This window comes from Photobacterium sp. GSS17, from assembly GCF_028621875.1.
GTDB lineage: Bacteria > Pseudomonadota > Gammaproteobacteria > Enterobacterales > Vibrionaceae > Photobacterium > Photobacterium ganghwense.
Genome location: NZ_CP117517.1, coordinates 1,728,989 through 1,747,908, shown reverse-complemented (window position 1 = coordinate 1,747,908; position 18,920 = coordinate 1,728,989). Strand labels below are relative to the sequence as shown.

Genomic DNA, 18,920 nt, shown 5'->3' with positions numbered 1-18,920 from the left:
ACACCGATTCCATAACACCAATGAAATTTTGATACCGTGCGGCCATAAAAGCAAAATGGGACTGGTACTTTTAGTCATAGGCTTGAGTGCGATTCCCGCCCAACGCCCACAATGATTTTCAAAAGTACTCGCCGAGAGATTGAACTCCAGTATGAGGAAACATTGTGTCAGCAAGCTTCATAAGGCGAACCATGGAACAAGCAAGTGGTCTGCGCCTGCTTATGGAACGACGTGTCAACGTAGCTAAAGTCCGGTTTATTCAGTCAAAATTACGCAAATCAATCATGAAAGGTAAAGCCAAAAAGGTGAACAAGCTGATGCTTAAATTAGAACAAGCGCAGCGATCACTGGAAAAAACGTATTGAATACCCTGTTTTTGCCGCGCTTCAAGTCAGTCAGCCCCACTTCCCTGTGGGGCTATGTAAATCACGCCACTTCCGCCTCCCTTACCTCTCGTTCCATCCGTTCCTGAATGGCCAGCATGGCGGTGGTGCGGTTGCTGATAAGCCATTTCACCACGTTTTCCAGTACCGGTTTATAACGCTTGAAGCGGCTGTATGGTACTGGCAGCACTTGTGCGAACTTGGCGAAGCGGGTTTCGTTCGTCCAGGGTACGCGGCCATCTTTGCAGGCCGGGCATTGGCGGGTAACGCGGTACTTATTGGTGGTGCGCCCGGTTCCCCGGCATTCAGGGCAAAGCTGGCCGTGTTGCTGCGTAGCCTCCGCAATCGCAGTCAAGCATAACGCGTCCAGTGCTTTTTCTGGGTAAGTGCCGCGCCAGTGTTCCATTTCGCGGTTTATCTCGGCCAGTGTCGCGGTTTGCAGCAGTTTCAGGGCATGCACGTCGCTCAGCCCTTCTACGAACAGTACCAGCCAACCAACGGGGGCATCTTTCCAGCAGAAGCCCACAATCGCCAGCTGCTCTTCCACACTCAGCAGGCCGCGGCCACCCTGATTCGGTTCGTAGTTAATCCCTTTGATATTGAATTTAGCCAACAGACGTTCGATTCTCATGCCGCTTCCTCCACAGCCAGTTGTGCAGCGCCGCAGCCGCGTTTAAATGGAATTCGTTGTGTTATTTTCACTTTATGCGGCGTGAACAGCACAAACACCGAACCAAAATTAACGCCGGTTTTCTTGGTTTCGCCGTCCGGCATCAGGAAGTTGTAGCGGCCATCTGGCGTGTACACCGCCGTCGCTTTGTCTTCCACCAGTTCCAGCCACCAGGTGGTCAGTGGTTCGTAAGGCAGCAGCATCATGCCCGACTTCCCTGCCCCGGCTTCTTCACTGGCCTTCACCAGAAACTCACGCTTACGGTCGAATGGCGGGTTGCAATACCAGTCGTTATCCCACGCGCAGGTCAGGCCATCGAACCCAATAATCTTACGGTTCGGGTTTAACCAGAACGTCTCATGGCCATGAACGCCATACTGCGAAAGCCGGTTATTACTGAACCATTCGGGCGACACATAGAAGCGATCGCACTTGGCGGTTTCCGGCTCGGCGCACACATCCAGCATGAAGGGCTTGCCGTACAGATGCAGCGCGTCCGCGAAACACCTCCACTGCGTTCCCCAGCGGTTTTTGTCATCCTTGTGCGAGGTGGTTCTGACTAAAATCGCCATGCACTCACCCCTTTAAATTTCATACTCATTGCAATGTTATCCTTAGGCCGCTGACACTTGTGATCGGTAGCTTGGCCAGTTGAAAGTTACCCACTTACCGTTTTCCATGATGCGATCAATCGCAGCACGCCCCAGGGTTTTAACCAGCTCCTCACTCTGCAAATTGGTCAGAATGCCAGTGGGAAGCTCCTGGGTGTAACGCTCATCAATGATGCGGTTGATCACCACCCTTTCGTTGTTGCTGTTGTGTTGAATCCCCAGTTCGTCAATCACCAGCAGATCAACGTTGCTGAGGTACCGGATAATGTCAGATTCACTTACCTCCGCGTCTTTCCGGTACGAGTCGCGCAGTTTCAGCATCAGCTCTGCCACCGTTACCACCACCACAGAACGGCGGTGCAGCAGCAGCTCGTTGGCAATCGCGCAGGCTAAGTGGTTCTTGCCGGTGCCAGACGTACCCGCAAACACAAACCCGCCCGATGCTCGGTTCAGGTAGCTCGCCAGCAGCGCTTTCGCATCCGTAAACACCGTTTGCTGCCCTGCCGTATTCACCACGTAATTCTCGAATTTGCAGTTCTGGTGACGTTTCTTAATGCCCGAACGGCCAATCGCTTTTGATGCGAGGGTTTGACGGTTTTCCTTGTCCAGCTGCTTCTGGTACGCCTCGGCCTCTCGCTGGCGAATCTCCGCCATCTGGTCCGCCGTGTACGGCTGAATGTGCTGTGGCATCGCCTGTGACAATCGCTGCATGAAGTTCATCGGTATCCCTCCGGTGGTCCGTAATTGCCATTGCTGGCACCCATTCGCTGAGTCGTGGCTGCCGGTGATCGGCTCTCCCGCTCCAGCGCCCACTTGTTCGCGTTGCGCATTCCGTTACGCCAGGCGGCTGGCCAGTCTTTGTACTTGGTCTGCTTCGCCAGCATCGCGTCTTTCCACTGCACCGTTGCCGCGTTCATATCCACGATGAACTCCGACTGCTGGGCATACCACGTCGCCATGTCATGGGTGATCGTGAAATCGCTTGGCAGTGTCACAGCCCGTAATCGAGGCTTACGGATTTTCGGCTCAGACGATTTGGGGATTACAGGGGTATTACTATTAGAGATTGATGGATCTAATGATGGTTTGGGGCCAGATTCCGGCCTACCTTCCGCCAAATTTCGGCCTAGGCCAGTTTTCGGCTGAGGTGAATTCTGCCCTAGGTCAGATTCCGACCTACCCAGCGATTGAGTCACAATCCAGTACAGATTAGTGTCATTCGTGATCTCGCCAGATGACGTCGTTTTCTTGCGTGTTTCCTTCCTGATGTAGCCATCATTGCACAAAGTATTAAGTTGCGCTTTCAGCGTACTGAGCGAAATACCACACTTCTGCGCAATGCGGTTCAGGCTCGGCCAGCAGCAACCTTCATCGTTAGCGAAGTCGGCAAGGCAAAGCATAATCAGCTTTGTGTTGCCGCGAAAAGACGGGTCATCCCACACCATAGACATGATTCTTACAGACATACGGTGCCTCCCGGTTTAACGGGTTCAGACAAGTAAAGGCTCATTGCAATGTCCTTAAATATTTAGGCCAGTGGTCAGCTAGCCGCGTGTTGCGATTTGTTGTTCCACGTAAGCAAGCAGCGGGTTATGCGACTCCTTACTTTCGACGAGTTCTTTCAGGGCCGCACGCAGTTGGTCGAGGCTGGCGTGTTTCCCCAAAAGCAGAACGGCACTTACCGCTTCCGACGTTTCTTTGTTCATGGAAGCCAACAGCCGATCACGATCGTCCGAGTCATATCCCCCACTCTTTCCCGCCACCACAAAGCCGAGCGGGTTCAGGAACTGATTGAGCAAATCCAGCGCCCGTTGCTGAGGCAGCGCAAGCAATACTGCCGGCAGCAAATCCATCATGTTGGCTTTGGCCTCGGCGGAAATACGCTCGTTATAGCGCCAGAAGTTTTGCGAGTTGTTAGCATCGTCTGCCCCAGGTACTTTCAGCACCAGTTTCTTGGGCGCATCCGGCTCCTGATGCAGATTCAGCTTGTGATAGAAGTGCGCGATTTTGTTAGCGACAAAGTCTTTCGAGACTTCACAACGCCAACTTTCGATAGCGTTACGCATAACGCTTTTTAAACTGAGCATGGTTTTTCCTTATACCTAGCCTGATTATCAGTAATCAGTGAATGAGATAATTTTGTGATAACTTTTTATTAAGCCGCTTTGTTCGGCTCAGGCTTTCGTTTGAGTTCGCCGTTAGTGATTTGCTCGATTTGATATGCGCGCAGTAACGGGACTTTTTCAGGCCATTGGTAAACAGCCGAAGGTTTGATTCCCAGCGCTTTTGCTACTTTGGCGCCACTACCAAAATGGTTGATGACTTCTTGCTTATCCATATGCAACACCTCAATTAAAAAGTAAGCATGCTTACATTACAACACAAGATAAATTACTTCAATAAAAAGTAACATTGCTTATATGCGAACATAAGAAGGCTAACACCATGCTTGAGACTGTAGGCAGTAGGATAAGAAGGCTAAGAAAGGCACTAGGTCTGACACAGAAAGATGTCGCCAATTATCTGAAGACAAGCGCCGCAGCTGTTACTCAGTGGGAAAATGATCAAACGAAGCCGAACAGCAATAACATCATTACCCTGGCTAAACTCCTTGAGACAACGCCAGAAATGATTGTTGAAGGGAAAGAAGCCCCGAAAACTCATTTCCCTCATACGGTTGAAACCCGAGTAATTCCAATCCTTTCATGGGTACAAGCAGGCCATTGGACTGAATCATGCACCGCTGAAGAACTTGGTGATAATGTTGAGTGGCAAGAAACGACCGCAAAAGTATCTGCAAACGCGTTTGCTTTAAAAGTTCGCGGGGATTCAATGACCAACCCTTATGGTTCCCCCTCTATTCCTGATGGTGCCACGGTCATTATTGAACCGTGTCCAGATCCAGAAAACGGTAAAATCGTAGTTGCCATGCTGGAAGGCAGCAGTGAAGCGACTTTGAAGAAGCTTGAGAAGGACGGGCTTTATAAGTACTTAGTCCCTCTCAACCCTAAATACGAACCGATGAAGATCAACGGTAACTGCCGGATTATTGGTTATGCCAAGCAGATTGTGATGGATCTTTAACCACCAAATCTCCCCAGAATTAAGCGCCCTTGCGGCGCTTTTTTTATACCTAAATTTCCCTCCCTTACATCAAAAAGTAAGTAATCTTATTTTTTATCTTGACTTATAAAGTAAGCATACTTACCTTATAAGCATCACGAGGCACAAGGAAAGAAAGGGAATAATCATGAAAGAACTGAATGAAATCGTCACAACCAAACTTGCCGCCATGATTGACGACGGCTCAATCGAAAAGATGATCGAAGAACGTCTGGAATCGCTGATGCAAGACACCATCAAATCCGCGATGGGTAGTTACAGCGGCTTCGGCAAGTCTCTCACCAAAACCATCGGAGACTCCATCGGGATATCTTTAAATCAGATTTCATTTCCCGAGTACAACCACTTCGTCGCGCAACTGGTTCAGGAAAAGTACAGCCAGGCACTCGATCAACACGCCGCCCCACTGCTTGAACAGCTATTAAAAGATGAACTCAGCCCCGTTCCGGCAGAACTTAATGCTCAGGAAATGCTGGATGAAATCAAAAACTGTTGGAGAGAATCAGCTCTCAACGAACGCGCTGATGAAATCGAACTCGAGTGGGATATGTACAGCAATGACACCATCTTCCTCATCGCCAAGCACCCTGAGTATGAGTTCTATAACATCAACGTCACTTTCTACAGCCACGCCAAATCCAATGGCAATTTCCACGTTGGCTATATCACCGAAGGTGAACATCGAATCAGCGGCAGCATCAAAGGGGCCACACGTGCCATGGGGTTAGCCAGTTACTTCTACAAACTGTACTGCCGCCGCACCAAAATCTCCGGCCTGAAAGATGTTTTCGGAGACAACATTAATGTGACGGATTACTGAGGGAAGCAGCATGAGCCAGCAGCTTATCGAATTCTACAACGCCGTAATGGAAGACTTAGTCGAGCGGGAATTCATGTTCACGAACAAGGCGGGCAAGCCTTTAAAACATGACGCCCAGCTAACTGAAAAACTGATTCAGGCACAAAACATCCGGTTGTTAATCACTCGCCGCGCCAGACTTTTCGGCCTGCCGATTGAGACAACACCTGATGAAGAAACACTGAAAAAGATCGTGACGGAGAAAATAGACCATCAAGATTTCAGCCGAGAAACGCTGGATAACTCGCCAACACAGGTGTTCCTGAACATTCGCACAATGCACAACACCCTATTACGGCTGATGACGGTCATTCGCGACGCCCCCGAAAACACGTTGATGTACCGGGGAAAATGCATCAAAAAATCGACCCTGTGGCGAATCGTTCTGGCGGTAGATATCGCCGCCAGACTCCACCAAAACCACGAGCGTTATTCATCAGCCAGTTCGACATCAATTGTGGAAATTTCGCCGAGTGTAATAGATATACGAAGTAGTTCGGATGGGATTCGGAATTGAGAAAAACCCCGACTCGGGGACCAATCCGAACCGGGGTTTAACATTGCAATGAGCCTTCATTACAAAGGCTTAGTGAGTATAGCTGACCACTAATCTGCCCACAAGCCCACAGGGTGATTGCCAACAGTCACCCTAAAAAACGAAACGGAGATCGTTATGAGTAAACAAATTGATTCACAAGATTTCATCCTTCGGTTTTGGAAAAACCTGGAGTTGCAGATCAAGACAACTCGCATACAGTTAAAAATTGCCCATAGAAATGATACCGCTATAGATAAATTTCATCTCGACGAGTTGTTCGCCCTTTATCAGCAACTTGGCTCTCGAATAAGCGCATATATGAGCAGCTCTTGTCCTGATTTTGAATCGAAAGAGCAACGCTGGCGGCGTGAAGGCCGGAGAGAAGCGGCTTTGCTATTGATGGAAAAGCTATCAGCAGAAAGCATCGAACATACAGAATTGGTTGGCTGGTCATCCATTGCTGACACTGGTGATTACAGCGGTCACTGGAATGAACAAGCCGTCTTCCAGTTCTTCAATGCAGACATTACCGAAAGCTACCTTGAAGCCCAACTCGCAGCTGCGATGAAAACTAAATCTGCCTATATGGATGCAAAATTCATTGAAGGAATGCTGAGAACAATCATTGAAGACTATCGGCATGACCTCAGTACGAACGGGATGACTCAACTTGATAAAGCAGCCTTCTATCTGGGTATTCATAGCAAGCCACCGCAAGAGACACAGTGATGACTTCGGAAAAGCAAAAAGAACAAACCCGCAAACGGCAACAAGCCTTGCGTGATCGCCGAAAGGCTCTGGGGCAAAAGACAGTGTCGTCTGTTCTGAGTAACAAAGAATTCGAAATGCTGACCGAGATATGTGCCTTCTTTGCCCCACCCGGCCAGCCGCTGACAGAAGACGAAGCTGTGTCTTCAATGATCAACCGGTTCCACAGTTTTATTCCTGCGTTACGCGTAACGCTCGGCAAATGCGACAAATGCAGCCGTGAATTACCCACCGGCTGCGACGGCTTCTTCAAAGGCGATACCCAATGCTGGCACACACTGAACCGAATTCAGTTACACCAGCTCACCCGACCCAAGGATTTTGTAAGGACCATCAAACTAGAAACCTGACAGGGAGAAACGGAATGAATCCCACTGAGTTTTTAAAAAAGAACATCATCGAACATTTGATGAAGCAAGGGATCAACGAAGCGAATGCAGAGTACTGCGCCATTCAGGGTATTCAGTTCTTCGAAAAGAAAACCTCGAATACCAAAGATGCATTCAAAGATGCCTGCAACCATGCGGGGCTAATCGCCGAACAACGTTGTTTCGGATTTAAGTACAAGCCACCTGTTTCCAAAACAACCCGGCGGCTTAAACGACCACAAGAAGCGTTCAACTTTTAACTGAATTTACCTGACCAGTAAATTCCGAGAATTCAGGAAACATTGCAATGAGTAAAACACTACACCCTACATGGCTGACCTGCGAAAAATGCGGCGGCAGCCAAATTGAAGTAACCACCGAACAAGGTGATGAAGAATGGCTGTATTCCGGCGACTTTGCCAAGTGCCTGGAGTGTTCAGCCACTGGCACTATCGAAGCCGACGGCGAACAAGCCTGGTTTGAAGTTTTTGAGGAGAAGGACGATGTTTAACTATGCCTGCTACCCCGCTGTCGAAGTATCGTATAAAGTCAAAACTCCAGATTCAGTGACACCGTCACAGTTAAAATCTGAGGAAGAACCAGACCAATCATCTAAGTCTTTGATAGAAGCAACCGAACAGTCAACACCGCAACTGATCAGTCATAAGGAAGTGTTGGAGATGTTCCAAATCACCAGCAAGGCCACCATCTACAAATGGCGCCAGAACCGCGGCTTCCCTGACCCGGTTACGTTAATGCCGCTCAGGTGGTTACGGTCAGCAATTGAGGAATGGAAGGAGAACGTTGGTGGGTGTGGGCGATGATATTAAAAAGCGGCCGGGTGGCCGCTTCACTCGACAATTCTTCGACATTAACTATTTAGCCTTTGAATCAGTTTGCTAGGAAGCCGTATATAATTATATTTTACGTTTTCAGTCGTTTTTTCAAACGCAGCATCACTCTGTTCAAATGATGCTGCTACTATCGTTTGGGTGCCACTTAACTCAGACATTGATAGAAGTAATTTGTTCATACTCGTTAAACTCATTGAGTGTTGTGCTGGCTCATCAAAAAGCAATAAACCTAAGTGATTTCCATTATTTTTGCTTGATACATAGCATATAGAAATCAAGTACGACCAAATTAATCGGACAAAGTCACTTGCTGATGAGTCAGCTTTAATATCTGATACTTTACTATCGTTTATTTCTCTAAGTTCAATTCCTTTCAAATATGGAATTAATGTATATCTATTAATTTCAATTTCTTCTGGTTTTGCACTTCTGTAAGAAAACAATTCAGCAAGTGTTCTGAATTTATCCTCAAACTTAGATAACTTAACGTTATCATTATAAGAAAACTCATACTGATTCATACCTTGAATATCGCCTTGACATTCTGAATATTTATCAGATATAACTACCAACGATTTAATTTCTTTTTCGATTGATAATTTTGCATGTGTAAGTTTTTCAATTTGATTTTCAGTTAAAACTTTTCTTCTGACTTCGACTTCACTCACATTTTCTACAGATTTAATATCTCTTTTTAATGAAGAAAGCTCTTTAGTTAATCGAGTAATTTCTCTATTTACTAATAAAACATTTGATTTACTTTCTTCAAGTTTCTTTCTCAACCCATATACTAGTCCATTAACCATAGATTTTTGGTTTGTTAAGTATTTGATATTCTCATCTACAGTCATATTAATTACTGTATTTTCTTGAGGCTGTAGAGAACCATCCAAAGGACTATGGCATGTAGCACATATATCATTCGCAATCGGAAGATTAAAATCTGCACCAAATCTATTTAACTTATTAGTTATTTTATTTTTCTCAAGTTCATCTTCAATATCAGAGAGTGTGCTGGAGTATAGTTTAAGCTTTGACTCATTGATACGAACATTATCACCATGCATTTTTTGCATAGTTATTAATTCATCGATTCTGTCCTGAATTTTTTCTATTTGCTCAGCTAAATTTGGCTGTTGTTCTCGTAACTTATCTCTTGAGGTTTTGTTAAGTTCTTCTAATTTTAACCTCTCTTCTTCTAATAATATATCAATGCTTTTAAATGTATCTAAAGCATGGCCAACATATACTGTTGAATCTTTAAAGTCTAGTTTAGGGCTAGAATCCAGACCCCTTACTGTTAACTGAGCATTATTTGCTACTAACTTTATATTTGATACAACTTCAGACCATTCTTTAGTCAAACTATTTCTTAATGCAATTTTTTCATTTAATTTTTTTTCTTTTTCGAACGTATCAAGATTCAACAAGTAGCTAACAGTTTTGTTTACAACACCACTAATCCCATAATAAGGAATATTAGCTATATAGTTCGTCCAACCACGCTTTTGTTCAATAAGCATAGAAGCAAAAATATATTGTAGATATAATTTCCTTTCAGTACCTTTGTTATCAGTGATCTTTGGCAGCTCAATACCTAAGAATTTTTCAAAAACTGCATAAAAACCAAATTCTGTGTTTGTTGCAGAGTTAGCATCATGAAGGTATACCGGACTAGAATCAAATATTCCGCCTTCTTTCTGTGTTAGATAATCACCATAGATAACTTGAACAAGTTTGGTATCTTTACTTTCTGAATTAATATAACGTTTGAAAGTTATTATCTCTCCTTTTGAATTTTCAATTTCAACTAAAGTCATTGATTCTAAAATTGCCAATTTTTTTCCATCACTCTCAAAATGAGTGCGTAAAGCATATGGCAAACTAGATGGCCCTTTACTTCCAATAATTTCTTCCATTCCAATGGAATATATCAAAGAGGATACAAGTGTACTTTTCCCTGATGAATTATCACCACGAATAATATTTAGGTTAGATTCAAATTCATATTCAAAACCGTACCAGTCTCCCTCTGAGAAAATTTTAACTTTAAGCTTTCTAAACTTCATTCTTCCACCTCAACACAATCTGATCTACCATTCCTTGTGTGATCTTTTTCTTAACTATTGAAAAAAAGTCCTCGTATATATGGAAAACTTCCTTTATTTTGAATTTTTTTAAGAACTCTTCCCCTAAGTTAGTTATCTTATATCCGGTGGATATTTTAATAACAAGACCATTTTCAACTGCATGATTAAGAGCAAAATTAACAGTCGGATCCATCCCCCAAACATCGAACGTTAATTCTTTGTTTTTTGCAGATAATATTAGCTGTTCAGTTCTTAACTTATCCTTTAATGCCCAGTTAAATAAATGCAGCCTTATCAAAGATGATTTCCCACCTGTCGAGCACTCTTTCAAAATGAGTAGAATCAAAGATATTTTATACATTGGCCTATAATCTGATATGACAGGCATCGCCTTTCTTTTAAATCTTATTGAATTCATCTACTCAACCTCTAGTGGACAAAGTGCTATCCATTTAGAAACCATATGATCAACTATTTCATCAATATCAGAGTTACATATTGAACCAGTAATATTATCATCATTGATCAACCTCGACTTTAACTGACTTTTAACTTTATCGATTAAGTCGGAAGGCGTACCAAACCAAGTACAACAAATCTCTTCAACTTCTTTTTCATACTGGTTAATTTTTTTTGAAAGCATCCTGTATATTTCAGGTGCCGATTTTTCTATTTTTCTTATTAACTCATCACCTAATATGAATTTTTCTTCAGTAATTTCGTTCAATTTTAAGTGACGCGATTCCTTATAAACCCCGCCAGATGTACATCTAACTTTGTTTTTTCTAAATATATTGTTAGAGTATTCATTAGGTTCATCAATTTTTACAATTTTGCTATCATAAGAATCTGAAAATGGAACCTTTACCCCATTTAAATTTTGTATGGTTAGAATTTCATCATAGTAATCATCTATTGTATGGATAAGCAACTTGATTTCAGAAGAAATGAACGGTAAATTTTTTCCTCTAATTTCTTTTTCTTTCTTCTGTAAATGTTCATATATATCATTCTTAGGAAATGATGGTATTAAGAAAATCCAACGCTTAATAAGATCATCAGGGTCATTACCAATTCTAGAACCTAACTCTATTTTATAGGTTTCTAATTTTTTCAAGTCTTTTGTTATCTTAGCTACAATTTTTGTATGCAAAACTGCACTTGAATACCATTTATCGGGACAATAACACTGTATAGCGATTCCCTCGCCCCTTACGAACCCTTCGATCCCCCAATCACCTGGCGACGATACCATTTCTTGGTAATCTAGGTATTTTCGTTTAAAGACCTGCTGACAGAGGTCCTCCCATGAACCTCCATCTAGTACTCCAACTTTAGTTTCAATCACTCACATACTCACCACAGCGCATAACATGGAACAATATTAACCTCGTTAGCATTGCGGTGTATTCTCGGCTTTATCTCCTTCATGTATTAAATTTATTTATTGAGAGTTCAATCACATTTAACTCCGTTAACCTTTTGTTTAATAAAATTATTTATAAATAAATGCATGTGTATTTATACATATATTTACTAGTTTAGAGTGAATTTAACAGCCTCTCCGAATATTTTTCATACCCTGCCAACTGCTCTTCCAGCCAGTCATGCTTGTTGTACACGGCGAGTACGCCGCCCAGCTCGTGGCCTAACATCTTTTCGACCACATGAGGCATCACACCCAGCTCTGACGCACCGGTTGAAAGTGAACGGCGGAAATCGTGCGTGCGCCACTCTTCTAATGGCAGGCTGGCACGTATGCGGCGTATGTAGCGGTTGGCGGCGGCAATACTGATTGGAGTGTTGAGGTCTTGCCCTGGGAACAGCACGTCGTCGTAGGTTTCCATGACGCGCTCTAAAATGGCTCGGGCTTTGGAGGGAATCGGTCGGCGGATAGGCTTGTTAGTTTTGCTGAGTTCTTTAGGCACAGTCCAGATACCGGCTTTCATATCGAAGTGGGAACGGCGGGCCAGGCGGAGTTCTGAGAGGCGGTTGCCCCATAGCATGGTGAGTTGGTGAAGGGTTTTGTTGGCGGTGCTGGCGCGGCTGCGTTCGATGGCCAGCCAGATAGTGGCGAGTTCAGACCAGGTTGGTACCCTGCTGCCGTTTTCAGGGCGGGTGCCGACGTTCTGTTTTTTGATGCGTTCAAGATCGGTGCGCTCAATGATGAATTTGCTTTTACAGAAGTTCAGGCAAGAGCGCAGCTGAGCGAAAAGGGAATGCGCGGTTTTGGGTTTGTCGGTGCCAATGGCGTCCAGCCACTGCATCCATTCACGGGCGGGGATGGTTTCAACGTTTCTGTCGGGGAAAGCGCCAAGGAAGTAGTTTCTGGCGAAGGAGCGATAGAGCGCCTGAGTGCCCTTTTTCAAGGTGGGGACATAATGCTGAAGCCAATAATTTACGCAGTCGTCTAAAGTGACGAATTCTTGTTCACCGTTGATAGCAATTTCGGGATTTCTTCCTGATTCCCTCAATTCCATCATGATTTTATGTTTCCGCCTTGCCTCTTTCAGGGTAGTTGCGGGATACTTACCAATCTTGATTCTGAGGCTTTTGCCATTGAATCGGCAGCGATACTGAAAGGTGATATTTGCGGTAGGTGAAATGCGGGCCACCAGCCCTTCCCCGTCACTGATTTCGGACGGGCCATCGTAAGTTTCTTGCTTGGCGATCAGTTTCAGCTGCCGGTCTAAGATTGTCATACTAAATCCTTGTTTCGTCCCTGTTAGGACGCTGCTTTTAGAACGCGATTTGGACACACAGCGCAAGAATTTTGGACGCAGATTTGGACGAAAATGCAAATCCCAAACGTTATTGCGCAGGAATTAACTACTGTGTATACATACAGTATAGCATTTGAAAGCCATTGTTAGAACAAGTACTTAATACGAAAGCAGTGGTTTCTGGAAAATACTATGAAAGATACAAATGAACCAACATTGTTTTGGCTCGATTATGAAACCTTCGGTGCCAGCCCGGCGAATGACCGTCCGTGTCAGTTTGCGGGTGTGCGTACCGATATGGATCTGAATGTGATTGGTGAGCCGCTGGTGATTTATTGTAAGCCACCCGTGGATTACCTGCCCTCGCCTGAAGCCTGTCTGATCACCGGTATTACTCCGCAGGAAGCCCACCAGAAAGGGCTGCCAGAGCCGGAGTTTATTGCCCGCATTCATGATGAGCTGTCTAAGCCGAATACCTGTGTGATTGGCTATAACAACATCCGTTTCGATGATGAAGTTACGCGCTATACCCTGTATCGCAACTTCTTCGACCCATATGCCTGGAGCTGGCAGAACGGTAACTCGCGTTGGGACATGCTGGATGTGATGCGCACCTGTTATGCGCTGCGTCCGGAAGGTATTAACTGGCCGACCAATGAAGATGGTTTTCCTAGCTTCAAGCTGGAGCACCTGTCGGTCGCCAACGGTATTGAACACGCTAACGCGCACGATGCGATGGCTGATGTGTATGCGACCATTGAGCTGGCGAAGCTGGTGAAACAGCATCAGCCAAAACTGTTCAGTTATTTCTTTGATCTACGCAACAAGCGTAAATTACAGAACCTGATCGATATCGTGGAAATGACACCGCTGATGCACGTTTCTGGTATGTTTGGCGTGGAATGCGGCAATACCACCTGGATTGTGCCGATGGCGTGGCATCCGGATAACAAGAACGCGGTAATTGCGGTCAATCTGGCAATGGACCCGGCGCCGCTGCTGGAGCTGTCTGCCGATGAGCTGCGCGAACGTCTGTACACCAAGCGAGCGGACTTAGGGCCGGATGAGTTGCCAGTGCCTCTCAAGCTGGTTCACATTAATAAGTGTCCGATTCTTGCACCGGCTAAAACCCTGCGTGCTGAAGATGCGGCGCGTATCGGCATTGACCGTGAAGCCTGTCTGAAAAACCTGCAGCTATTGAAGTCTCACCCGGAAGTGCGCGAGAAGCTGCTGGCTATCTACAGTGAAGATCGTGAGTTTACGCCGAGCGATAATGTGGATGCACAGTTATATGACGGTTTCTTCTCTGATGCGGATCGCTCCACACTGGAAATCATCCGTAAAACGCCTTCTGAAGAACTGGGTAAGCTTGAAATCAATGTCAGTGACAAGCGTATCAAGCCGCTGTTGTTCCGTTACCGCGCCCGTCACTTCCCGATGACACTGGATTATAAAGAACAGCAGCAATGGAAACATTACTGTCAGGACTTCTTTGAAGCCAAGCTGCCTGGTTACATGCAGAACCTGGAAGCTGTGGCGATGGAACACCAAACCAGTGAACGGGATATGAAGATTCTGAAAGCAGTGTATGACTATGTAGAGTCACTGGTGTAAAGAATCAGATAGTTCGCTGTTTTTATGGTTCACCAGCAACTCTGAGTAACCAACAGAAAATGCTATAAAAACTACTAGCCTCTTACTGCAAGTGCAGCAAGAGGCTTTTTTCTAAGACAATATCCTTAGAAGTGAAATTGCGCATCCCCCCTTCACCGCTCACACTTAAATCAGACCGGTGTAATCAACACCTTATTTCCGTTGTCTATTGGCCCTGCTGCTGGGCGTATTTACCGCATAACCAGGTTGACCTGAGATCACCTGTCAGGTTGTGCGGAATCATCAGGACACTGTCATTCATGGATTCGAAGTTTGAATTGAAGTAATTGATATGGCAACCAGAACTCTGACACGCTGTTACCGTTTTCCTGACGTGGACTTCGAGCCTGACCTGCGTTTGCTGGTGTGGAAAGACAAGTCAGAAACGTCGCTGACTCAGCATGAATCCCGCCTGCTGGAAGTACTGTGCTATTGCGCGGGGGAAGTGATCAGCGCTGAACCTTTGTATGAAAAAGCCTTCTCTCAAATCGACCCTTACGAAGATGCCAGCGGGCAGCATTATGACATCAATGCTATTTTCCATTCGCTGACGGATAAGCTCAATAAAGACGGCAAACTGGCAATTCCAATTGAAGTTTTGCCCCATTATGGATTCCGTGTGCCTCTGCCGGACAAAACATGCCGGACGGTACATCAGAGCCAGTTGAAGCCTAGCCTTCCGGCCCCGGAAGAAGATGTCCCGCCTCATTACGAAGAAACCCCGACCGAAAAAATCGTGAAATACAGCGTCTGGCACAAAATCTCTGTGGCAATACTGACGCTGGCCGGGGTCGCCATGATCGTGGCCTCCACATTCTGATTTTGCAATCTAACTTCCATGGTCCGAGCAGGTCATTTTAGTGTGGTCTGCGTCACATTTATTTTGTATGATGAATGTGTGGATTCCTGATAGTGAATGGCTCATGGCGTATCTCCGTTCTTTCTTTATCATCTTTATTTGCCTGATGTTGGGCAAAGGTATTCAGGCCCTGACTGGTCTGGCAATTCCCGGCAGTATCATCGGGATGTTAATCCTGTTTACTGCCTTGTCGATGGGTTTACTCCCCGCTCATTGGGCGATGAAAGGCTGCCACGTACTCATCAAGAACATGGCACTGCTTTTTGTACCTGTCGGTGTCGGACTGATGAATTATCTGGACCTGCTGACAGATAACACGCTAACTATTTTGCTCAGTACCCTAGGCAGCAGCCTGGTGGTATTTATGGTGATTGGCATTGCTACACACTATAAGGAAAAACAATGATCTGGCTTCTGACTACCGTTGTAGTGTTTTACACCGCACGGCTTATCTCCAAACGTCTACAGCACCCGATTGTTAACCCTTTACTGATTTGTCTGCTGGTGATTATTCCGCTTCTGATGTGGTTGCACGTACCGTATGAAACCTACTTTGAGCAGAACAAATGGATTAACGCCCTGCTGGAACCCGCAGTGGTCGCTCTGGCCTTTCCATTGTACGAGCAACTAAGCCAGATTCGCGCCAAATGGAAAGTCATTTTTTCCGTGTGTCTGGTTGGCAGCGTGTTATCCATGCTGACTGGGGCGGGTATTGCTTTCATGATGGGTGCCGACGCCCAGCTGACGGCATCGATTCTGCCAAAATCCGTAACGACCCCCATCGCAATGGCGGTCGCCGATCAGATTGGCGGCGTGCCTGCTATCGCTGCAGTCATGGTCATTATCGCGGGCTTGTTTGGTGCTGTTCTGGGTTATCCGCTGTTTTCTCTTTTTGGCGTGAAAGCACCTATCGCCAAAGGACTGACCATGGGCACCGTGTCTCACGCGCTGGGCACGGCAAAGGCGGCAGAAGAAAATTATCAGGAAGGCGCATTCAGCTCGCTGGCACTGGTTATTTGCGGCGTCATGACATCAATTCTGGCACCATTATTGTTCCCACTGCTCACAGCGGTGTTTCAATAGTGCTAATGTTTCTTAGCATAATTCTTTTTTAGCGTTTTCTTTAGTGCACAGGTTCAATTGATTCACCAGGATCAGCCAAACTAAGAAACAGACAAAATGAGTGGGTAATCGAATACAATCTCTAACTCACTGATAAATATTGCACTTTGAAAATTAACTTGTGTGAACTCACTCTCAATAATGAAAACAATGAAACAAACAAAACAATAACGTGATCAATATCACACAACAAAGTAAGGACACAGCCTACAATATTTCTCCATACACAAGACGGAGTGATAACTCATGCACACTAAAGTAATGGATGCTTTAGGCGCTTTACCCGCTGATTTAGCATCGGCCATCAAACCGATCGTGGAAGCGGATCATTTTGATGCAACTCTAAGCCCTGAGGTGTTTGCTCAGTTGCTGTCACAAACTCAGATGACAGACACTGAATTACGTGTTGCATTACTTCCGCTTGCCGCCGCTTATTCAATTACCCCCATTTCGCATTTCAATGTAGGCGCAATTGTGCGCGGTTTGTCCGGCACTTTGTACTTCGGCGCCAACATGGAATTTGTTGGTACCAGCCTGTCGCAAACGGTTCATGCTGAACAATCTGCTATCAGCCACGCCTGGGTAAAAGGTGAAACTGGCCTGCAGGACATTACCATCAACTACAGCCCTTGCGGTCACTGTCGCCAGTTCATGAACGAGCTGACGTCAGCGAAAGATCTGATTGTGCAACTGCCTGAGCGCGAGGCAAAAAATCTGCAGGAATATTTACCTGAATCGTTCGGCCCTGCCGACCTGAACATCACCGATGCCCTGCTGGCAACCGTTGATCACGGCATGCACACAGAAGCAACCGAAACACTGGTTCAGGCGGCCTGTCAGGCGGCAAACCGTGCCCACGCGCCATACACCAACAATTTCAGCGGTGTTGCGCTAAAAGCCAAAGACGGAAACGTTTTTGTGGGCATGTACGCAGAAAACGCAGCTTTTAACCCGAGTCTGCCTCCGCTGCAAGTCGCTATGATCAATATGAACATGGCTGGCTACCCGCTGGCTGATATAGAGGAAGTCGCTTTGGTTGAGAAATCGGACAGTACGATCAGCCACCTAGCTGATACCCAGACCACTCTGGAAGCGCTGAATCCCGACATTCCTCTGACTTACGTCGCGGTGTAATCCATCGTAAATACGTAAAAGTCATGCTTAAAATCAGAAAAACCGCCGTAATGGCGGTTTTTTTATACTTTTGTGTCAGCAACCAAAGAAAGCGGTTTCTTATCCTTCCTCTCGCGGGTATGATTTTTCAAGTTTTTCATTACCCTATCAATTTGAATGTCACACCAACATAATCCTATTCAGGGTGCCAGCTGGATGCTGATCGCCGGACTGGCTTTTGCCCTGGTTAACAGCCTGGCACAGTATGTCAGTATCAATTTCGGCATCCCTTCAACCACTGTCGCACTCATTCAGTACGCCATTGCTCTGGTCGCGATATTCCCTTGGCTTCGGACGCTAGGGCTTCGTCGTGCACTACGCACTCAGCATTTTGGCATGCACTGCCTGCGGGTTTTCCTCGCGGTAATAGGTATCCAGCTCTGGCTATGGGCGCTTGCCTATCCGGTTCCAATTTGGCAAGGCATTGCATTACTGATGACTTCGCCGTTGTTTGCCACGATTGGTTCTGGGATTTTTCTGAAAGAAAAAGTCGGCACGGCGCGTTGGGTAGCTACCCTGACAGGTTTTCTGGGAGCGATGCTGATTCTTGAACCTTGGGCCGACGGCTTTAACTGGGCCAGCCTGTTACCGGTCGGTGCCGCGTTCTTCTGGGCCAGTTATTCCCTGATGGTGAAGAAGATGTCAGCGTATGATCCACCGGCCACTATGGTGGTGTATCTGCTGATTCTGATCACTCCCTTCAATATTTTTCTGGCTGTACCTGATTTCACAATGCCCGATACTGGTTTCAGCTGGTTGTTGCTGTTCGGAGCGGGTCTGATGACAGCACTGGCACAATGGGCTATCGCTAAAGCCTATGCGGTGGCAGATGCGTCGTTTGTGCAACCTTTTGATCATGCCAAACTGCCGCTGAATGTACTGGCAGGCTGGCTGGTTTTTGGCTGGGTACCGCCAGGACGTTTGTGGCTGGGCGCAGCCATCATAATTGCCTCTGTGGCGTTCATTACTCAGTGGGAGAATAAGAAAGCGGCGGGTCAACAGGCTGCAAGAGCATAACGCTGTCTGTCGGTCGCAGTTTGATTGCATCGCGCGCTGTCTCACTTTTCTTCCCCACCGTCTGCGGGTGTCAGTTAAGGTTTTAGAATCTATGGTTTCAGAAGCTGTA

At 45.9% G+C, this 18,920-nt stretch carries 25 protein-coding genes; 15 read left to right on the top strand and 10 right to left on the bottom strand.

Annotation, left to right across the window (positions count from 1 at the left end; all coding sequences use genetic code 11):
- Positions 1-191 precede the first annotated feature (191 nt).
- On the top strand, positions 192-365 hold the full coding sequence (locus PGW97_RS07800) for a hypothetical protein (protein WP_273859567.1): 174 nt from the start codon (positions 192-194) through the stop codon (positions 363-365).
- Positions 366-426: 61 nt separating this feature from the next.
- On the opposite strand, the gene PGW97_RS07795 is transcribed toward PGW97_RS07800, so the two are convergent.
- The 6 genes from PGW97_RS07795 to PGW97_RS07770 all read right to left on the bottom strand — a co-directional run bounded on the left by PGW97_RS07795 (position 427) and on the right by PGW97_RS07770 (position 4,002).
- Positions 427-1,014 (bottom strand): hypothetical protein, encoded by a 588-nt coding sequence (locus PGW97_RS07795; protein ID WP_273859566.1) that lies wholly within the window; start codon positions 1,012-1,014, stop codon positions 427-429.
- Positions 1,011-1,625 (bottom strand): DNA N-6-adenine-methyltransferase, encoded by a 615-nt coding sequence (locus tag PGW97_RS07790; RefSeq protein WP_273859565.1) that lies wholly within the window; start codon positions 1,623-1,625, stop codon positions 1,011-1,013. The genes PGW97_RS07795 and PGW97_RS07790 overlap by 4 nt, the downstream gene beginning before the upstream one ends.
- Positions 1,626-1,667: 42 nt before the next feature.
- Positions 1,668-2,384 carry an ATP-binding protein gene (locus tag PGW97_RS07785; protein WP_273859564.1) on the bottom strand — a complete coding sequence of 239 codons (717 nt, stop codon included), beginning with the start codon at positions 2,382-2,384 and terminating at the stop codon, positions 1,668-1,670.
- Positions 2,381-3,130, bottom strand: coding sequence for a helix-turn-helix domain-containing protein (locus PGW97_RS07780; protein ID WP_273859563.1), 750 nt, complete (start codon positions 3,128-3,130; stop codon positions 2,381-2,383). The genes PGW97_RS07785 and PGW97_RS07780 overlap by 4 nt, the downstream gene beginning before the upstream one ends.
- 78 nt (positions 3,131-3,208) lie before the next feature.
- The gene (locus tag PGW97_RS07775; RefSeq protein WP_273859562.1) at positions 3,209-3,751 is read right to left on the bottom strand and encodes a hypothetical protein; all 543 of its coding nucleotides are present in this window, start codon (positions 3,749-3,751) and stop codon (positions 3,209-3,211) included.
- 68 nt (positions 3,752-3,819) lie between these two features.
- The gene (locus PGW97_RS07770; protein ID WP_273859561.1) at positions 3,820-4,002 is read right to left on the bottom strand and encodes a Cro/CI family transcriptional regulator; all 183 of its coding nucleotides are present in this window, start codon (positions 4,000-4,002) and stop codon (positions 3,820-3,822) included.
- 107 nt (positions 4,003-4,109) lie between these two features.
- Between PGW97_RS07770 and PGW97_RS07765 the strand changes: the two genes are divergently transcribed.
- From PGW97_RS07765 to PGW97_RS07730, 8 genes are all read left to right on the top strand, one after another.
- Positions 4,110-4,748, top strand: a complete 639-nt coding sequence (locus PGW97_RS07765) for a LexA family protein (protein WP_273859560.1) — start codon at positions 4,110-4,112, stop codon at positions 4,746-4,748.
- A 166-nt stretch (positions 4,749-4,914) separates the two neighbouring features.
- Positions 4,915-5,607, top strand: coding sequence for a hypothetical protein (locus PGW97_RS07760; RefSeq protein WP_273859559.1), 693 nt, complete (start codon positions 4,915-4,917; stop codon positions 5,605-5,607).
- Between the two features lie 10 nt (positions 5,608-5,617).
- Positions 5,618-6,163: a hypothetical protein gene (locus PGW97_RS07755; RefSeq protein WP_273859558.1), complete on the top strand. Its 546-nt coding sequence runs from the start codon at positions 5,618-5,620 to the stop codon at positions 6,161-6,163.
- Positions 6,164-6,319: 156 nt separating this feature from the next.
- Positions 6,320-6,913: a hypothetical protein gene (locus tag PGW97_RS07750; protein WP_273859557.1), complete on the top strand. Its 594-nt coding sequence runs from the start codon at positions 6,320-6,322 to the stop codon at positions 6,911-6,913.
- Complete coding sequence (locus PGW97_RS07745) at positions 6,913-7,302, top strand: hypothetical protein (protein WP_273859556.1); 390 nt, start codon at positions 6,913-6,915, stop codon at positions 7,300-7,302. Before PGW97_RS07750 ends, PGW97_RS07745 begins: the two co-directional genes overlap by 1 nt.
- A 14-nt stretch (positions 7,303-7,316) precedes the next feature.
- Positions 7,317-7,580: a hypothetical protein gene (locus tag PGW97_RS07740; protein WP_273859555.1), complete on the top strand. Its 264-nt coding sequence runs from the start codon at positions 7,317-7,319 to the stop codon at positions 7,578-7,580.
- A 47-nt stretch (positions 7,581-7,627) separates the two neighbouring features.
- Complete coding sequence (locus PGW97_RS07735) at positions 7,628-7,831, top strand: hypothetical protein (RefSeq protein ID WP_273859554.1); 204 nt, start codon at positions 7,628-7,630, stop codon at positions 7,829-7,831.
- Positions 7,824-8,144 (top strand): helix-turn-helix transcriptional regulator, encoded by a 321-nt coding sequence (locus PGW97_RS07730; protein WP_273859553.1) that lies wholly within the window; start codon positions 7,824-7,826, stop codon positions 8,142-8,144. Before PGW97_RS07735 ends, PGW97_RS07730 begins: the two co-directional genes overlap by 8 nt.
- Before the next feature lie 47 nt (positions 8,145-8,191).
- Here PGW97_RS07730 and PGW97_RS07725 read toward each other — a convergent pair whose 3' ends face one another.
- From PGW97_RS07725 to PGW97_RS07710, 4 genes are all read right to left on the bottom strand, one after another.
- On the bottom strand, positions 8,192-10,243 hold the full coding sequence (locus tag PGW97_RS07725) for a hypothetical protein (protein WP_273859552.1): 2,052 nt from the start codon (positions 10,241-10,243) through the stop codon (positions 8,192-8,194).
- Positions 10,233-10,682, bottom strand: coding sequence for a hypothetical protein (locus tag PGW97_RS07720; RefSeq protein WP_273859551.1), 450 nt, complete (start codon positions 10,680-10,682; stop codon positions 10,233-10,235). Before PGW97_RS07720 ends, PGW97_RS07725 begins: the two co-directional genes overlap by 11 nt.
- Complete coding sequence (locus tag PGW97_RS07715; protein WP_273859550.1) at positions 10,683-11,612, bottom strand: hypothetical protein; 930 nt, start codon at positions 11,610-11,612, stop codon at positions 10,683-10,685.
- 193 nt (positions 11,613-11,805) lie between these two features.
- Positions 11,806-12,966, bottom strand: a complete 1,161-nt coding sequence (locus PGW97_RS07710; RefSeq protein WP_273859549.1) for a tyrosine-type recombinase/integrase — start codon at positions 12,964-12,966, stop codon at positions 11,806-11,808.
- Between the two features lie 213 nt (positions 12,967-13,179).
- Between PGW97_RS07710 and sbcB the strand changes: the two genes are divergently transcribed.
- From sbcB to PGW97_RS07680, 6 genes are all read left to right on the top strand, one after another.
- Positions 13,180-14,601, top strand: coding sequence for an exodeoxyribonuclease I (sbcB, locus tag PGW97_RS07705; RefSeq protein WP_273859548.1), 1,422 nt, complete (start codon positions 13,180-13,182; stop codon positions 14,599-14,601).
- A gap of 331 nt (positions 14,602-14,932) precedes the next feature.
- A complete protein-coding gene (locus PGW97_RS07700) occupies positions 14,933-15,460 on the top strand; it encodes a hypothetical protein (protein WP_217393097.1) in 528 nt (175 codons plus the stop codon).
- 103 nt (positions 15,461-15,563) lie between these two features.
- Complete coding sequence (locus tag PGW97_RS07695; protein WP_273859547.1) at positions 15,564-15,905, top strand: CidA/LrgA family protein; 342 nt, start codon at positions 15,564-15,566, stop codon at positions 15,903-15,905.
- The gene (locus tag PGW97_RS07690; RefSeq protein ID WP_047886675.1) at positions 15,902-16,582 is read left to right on the top strand and encodes a CidB/LrgB family autolysis modulator; all 681 of its coding nucleotides are present in this window, start codon (positions 15,902-15,904) and stop codon (positions 16,580-16,582) included. The genes PGW97_RS07695 and PGW97_RS07690 overlap by 4 nt, the downstream gene beginning before the upstream one ends.
- Before the next feature lie 285 nt (positions 16,583-16,867).
- Positions 16,868-17,755, top strand: a complete 888-nt coding sequence (gene cdd / locus PGW97_RS07685; protein WP_047886674.1) for a cytidine deaminase — start codon at positions 16,868-16,870, stop codon at positions 17,753-17,755.
- A 156-nt stretch (positions 17,756-17,911) separates the two neighbouring features.
- Positions 17,912-18,811 (top strand): DMT family transporter, encoded by a 900-nt coding sequence (locus tag PGW97_RS07680; RefSeq protein ID WP_273859546.1) that lies wholly within the window; start codon positions 17,912-17,914, stop codon positions 18,809-18,811.
- The last annotated feature ends 109 nt before the right edge of the window (positions 18,812-18,920 follow it).

Coding starts and splice junctions, on each gene's coding strand:
- PGW97_RS07800 (WP_273859567.1), top strand. CDS start 192: ATGGAACAAGCAAGTGGTCTGCGCCTGCTTATGGAACGACGTGTCAAC.
- PGW97_RS07795 (WP_273859566.1), bottom strand. CDS start 1,014: ATGAGAATCGAACGTCTGTTGGCTAAATTCAATATCAAAGGGATTAAC.
- PGW97_RS07790 (WP_273859565.1), bottom strand. CDS start 1,625: ATGGCGATTTTAGTCAGAACCACCTCGCACAAGGATGACAAAAACCGC.
- PGW97_RS07785 (WP_273859564.1), bottom strand. CDS start 2,384: ATGAACTTCATGCAGCGATTGTCACAGGCGATGCCACAGCACATTCAG.
- PGW97_RS07780 (WP_273859563.1), bottom strand. CDS start 3,130: ATGTCTGTAAGAATCATGTCTATGGTGTGGGATGACCCGTCTTTTCGC.
- PGW97_RS07775 (WP_273859562.1), bottom strand. CDS start 3,751: ATGCTCAGTTTAAAAAGCGTTATGCGTAACGCTATCGAAAGTTGGCGT.
- PGW97_RS07770 (WP_273859561.1), bottom strand. CDS start 4,002: ATGGATAAGCAAGAAGTCATCAACCATTTTGGTAGTGGCGCCAAAGTA.
- PGW97_RS07765 (WP_273859560.1), top strand. CDS start 4,110: ATGCTTGAGACTGTAGGCAGTAGGATAAGAAGGCTAAGAAAGGCACTA.
- PGW97_RS07760 (WP_273859559.1), top strand. CDS start 4,915: ATGAAAGAACTGAATGAAATCGTCACAACCAAACTTGCCGCCATGATT.
- PGW97_RS07755 (WP_273859558.1), top strand. CDS start 5,618: ATGAGCCAGCAGCTTATCGAATTCTACAACGCCGTAATGGAAGACTTA.
- PGW97_RS07750 (WP_273859557.1), top strand. CDS start 6,320: ATGAGTAAACAAATTGATTCACAAGATTTCATCCTTCGGTTTTGGAAA.
- PGW97_RS07745 (WP_273859556.1), top strand. CDS start 6,913: ATGACTTCGGAAAAGCAAAAAGAACAAACCCGCAAACGGCAACAAGCC.
- PGW97_RS07740 (WP_273859555.1), top strand. CDS start 7,317: ATGAATCCCACTGAGTTTTTAAAAAAGAACATCATCGAACATTTGATG.
- PGW97_RS07735 (WP_273859554.1), top strand. CDS start 7,628: ATGAGTAAAACACTACACCCTACATGGCTGACCTGCGAAAAATGCGGC.
- PGW97_RS07730 (WP_273859553.1), top strand. CDS start 7,824: ATGTTTAACTATGCCTGCTACCCCGCTGTCGAAGTATCGTATAAAGTC.
- PGW97_RS07725 (WP_273859552.1), bottom strand. CDS start 10,243: ATGAAGTTTAGAAAGCTTAAAGTTAAAATTTTCTCAGAGGGAGACTGG.
- PGW97_RS07720 (WP_273859551.1), bottom strand. CDS start 10,682: ATGAATTCAATAAGATTTAAAAGAAAGGCGATGCCTGTCATATCAGAT.
- PGW97_RS07710 (WP_273859549.1), bottom strand. CDS start 12,966: ATGACAATCTTAGACCGGCAGCTGAAACTGATCGCCAAGCAAGAAACT.
- sbcB (WP_273859548.1), top strand. CDS start 13,180: ATGAAAGATACAAATGAACCAACATTGTTTTGGCTCGATTATGAAACC.
- PGW97_RS07700 (WP_217393097.1), top strand. CDS start 14,933: ATGGCAACCAGAACTCTGACACGCTGTTACCGTTTTCCTGACGTGGAC.
- PGW97_RS07695 (WP_273859547.1), top strand. CDS start 15,564: ATGGCGTATCTCCGTTCTTTCTTTATCATCTTTATTTGCCTGATGTTG.
- PGW97_RS07690 (WP_047886675.1), top strand. CDS start 15,902: ATGATCTGGCTTCTGACTACCGTTGTAGTGTTTTACACCGCACGGCTT.
- cdd (WP_047886674.1), top strand. CDS start 16,868: ATGCACACTAAAGTAATGGATGCTTTAGGCGCTTTACCCGCTGATTTA.
- PGW97_RS07680 (WP_273859546.1), top strand. CDS start 17,912: ATGTCACACCAACATAATCCTATTCAGGGTGCCAGCTGGATGCTGATC.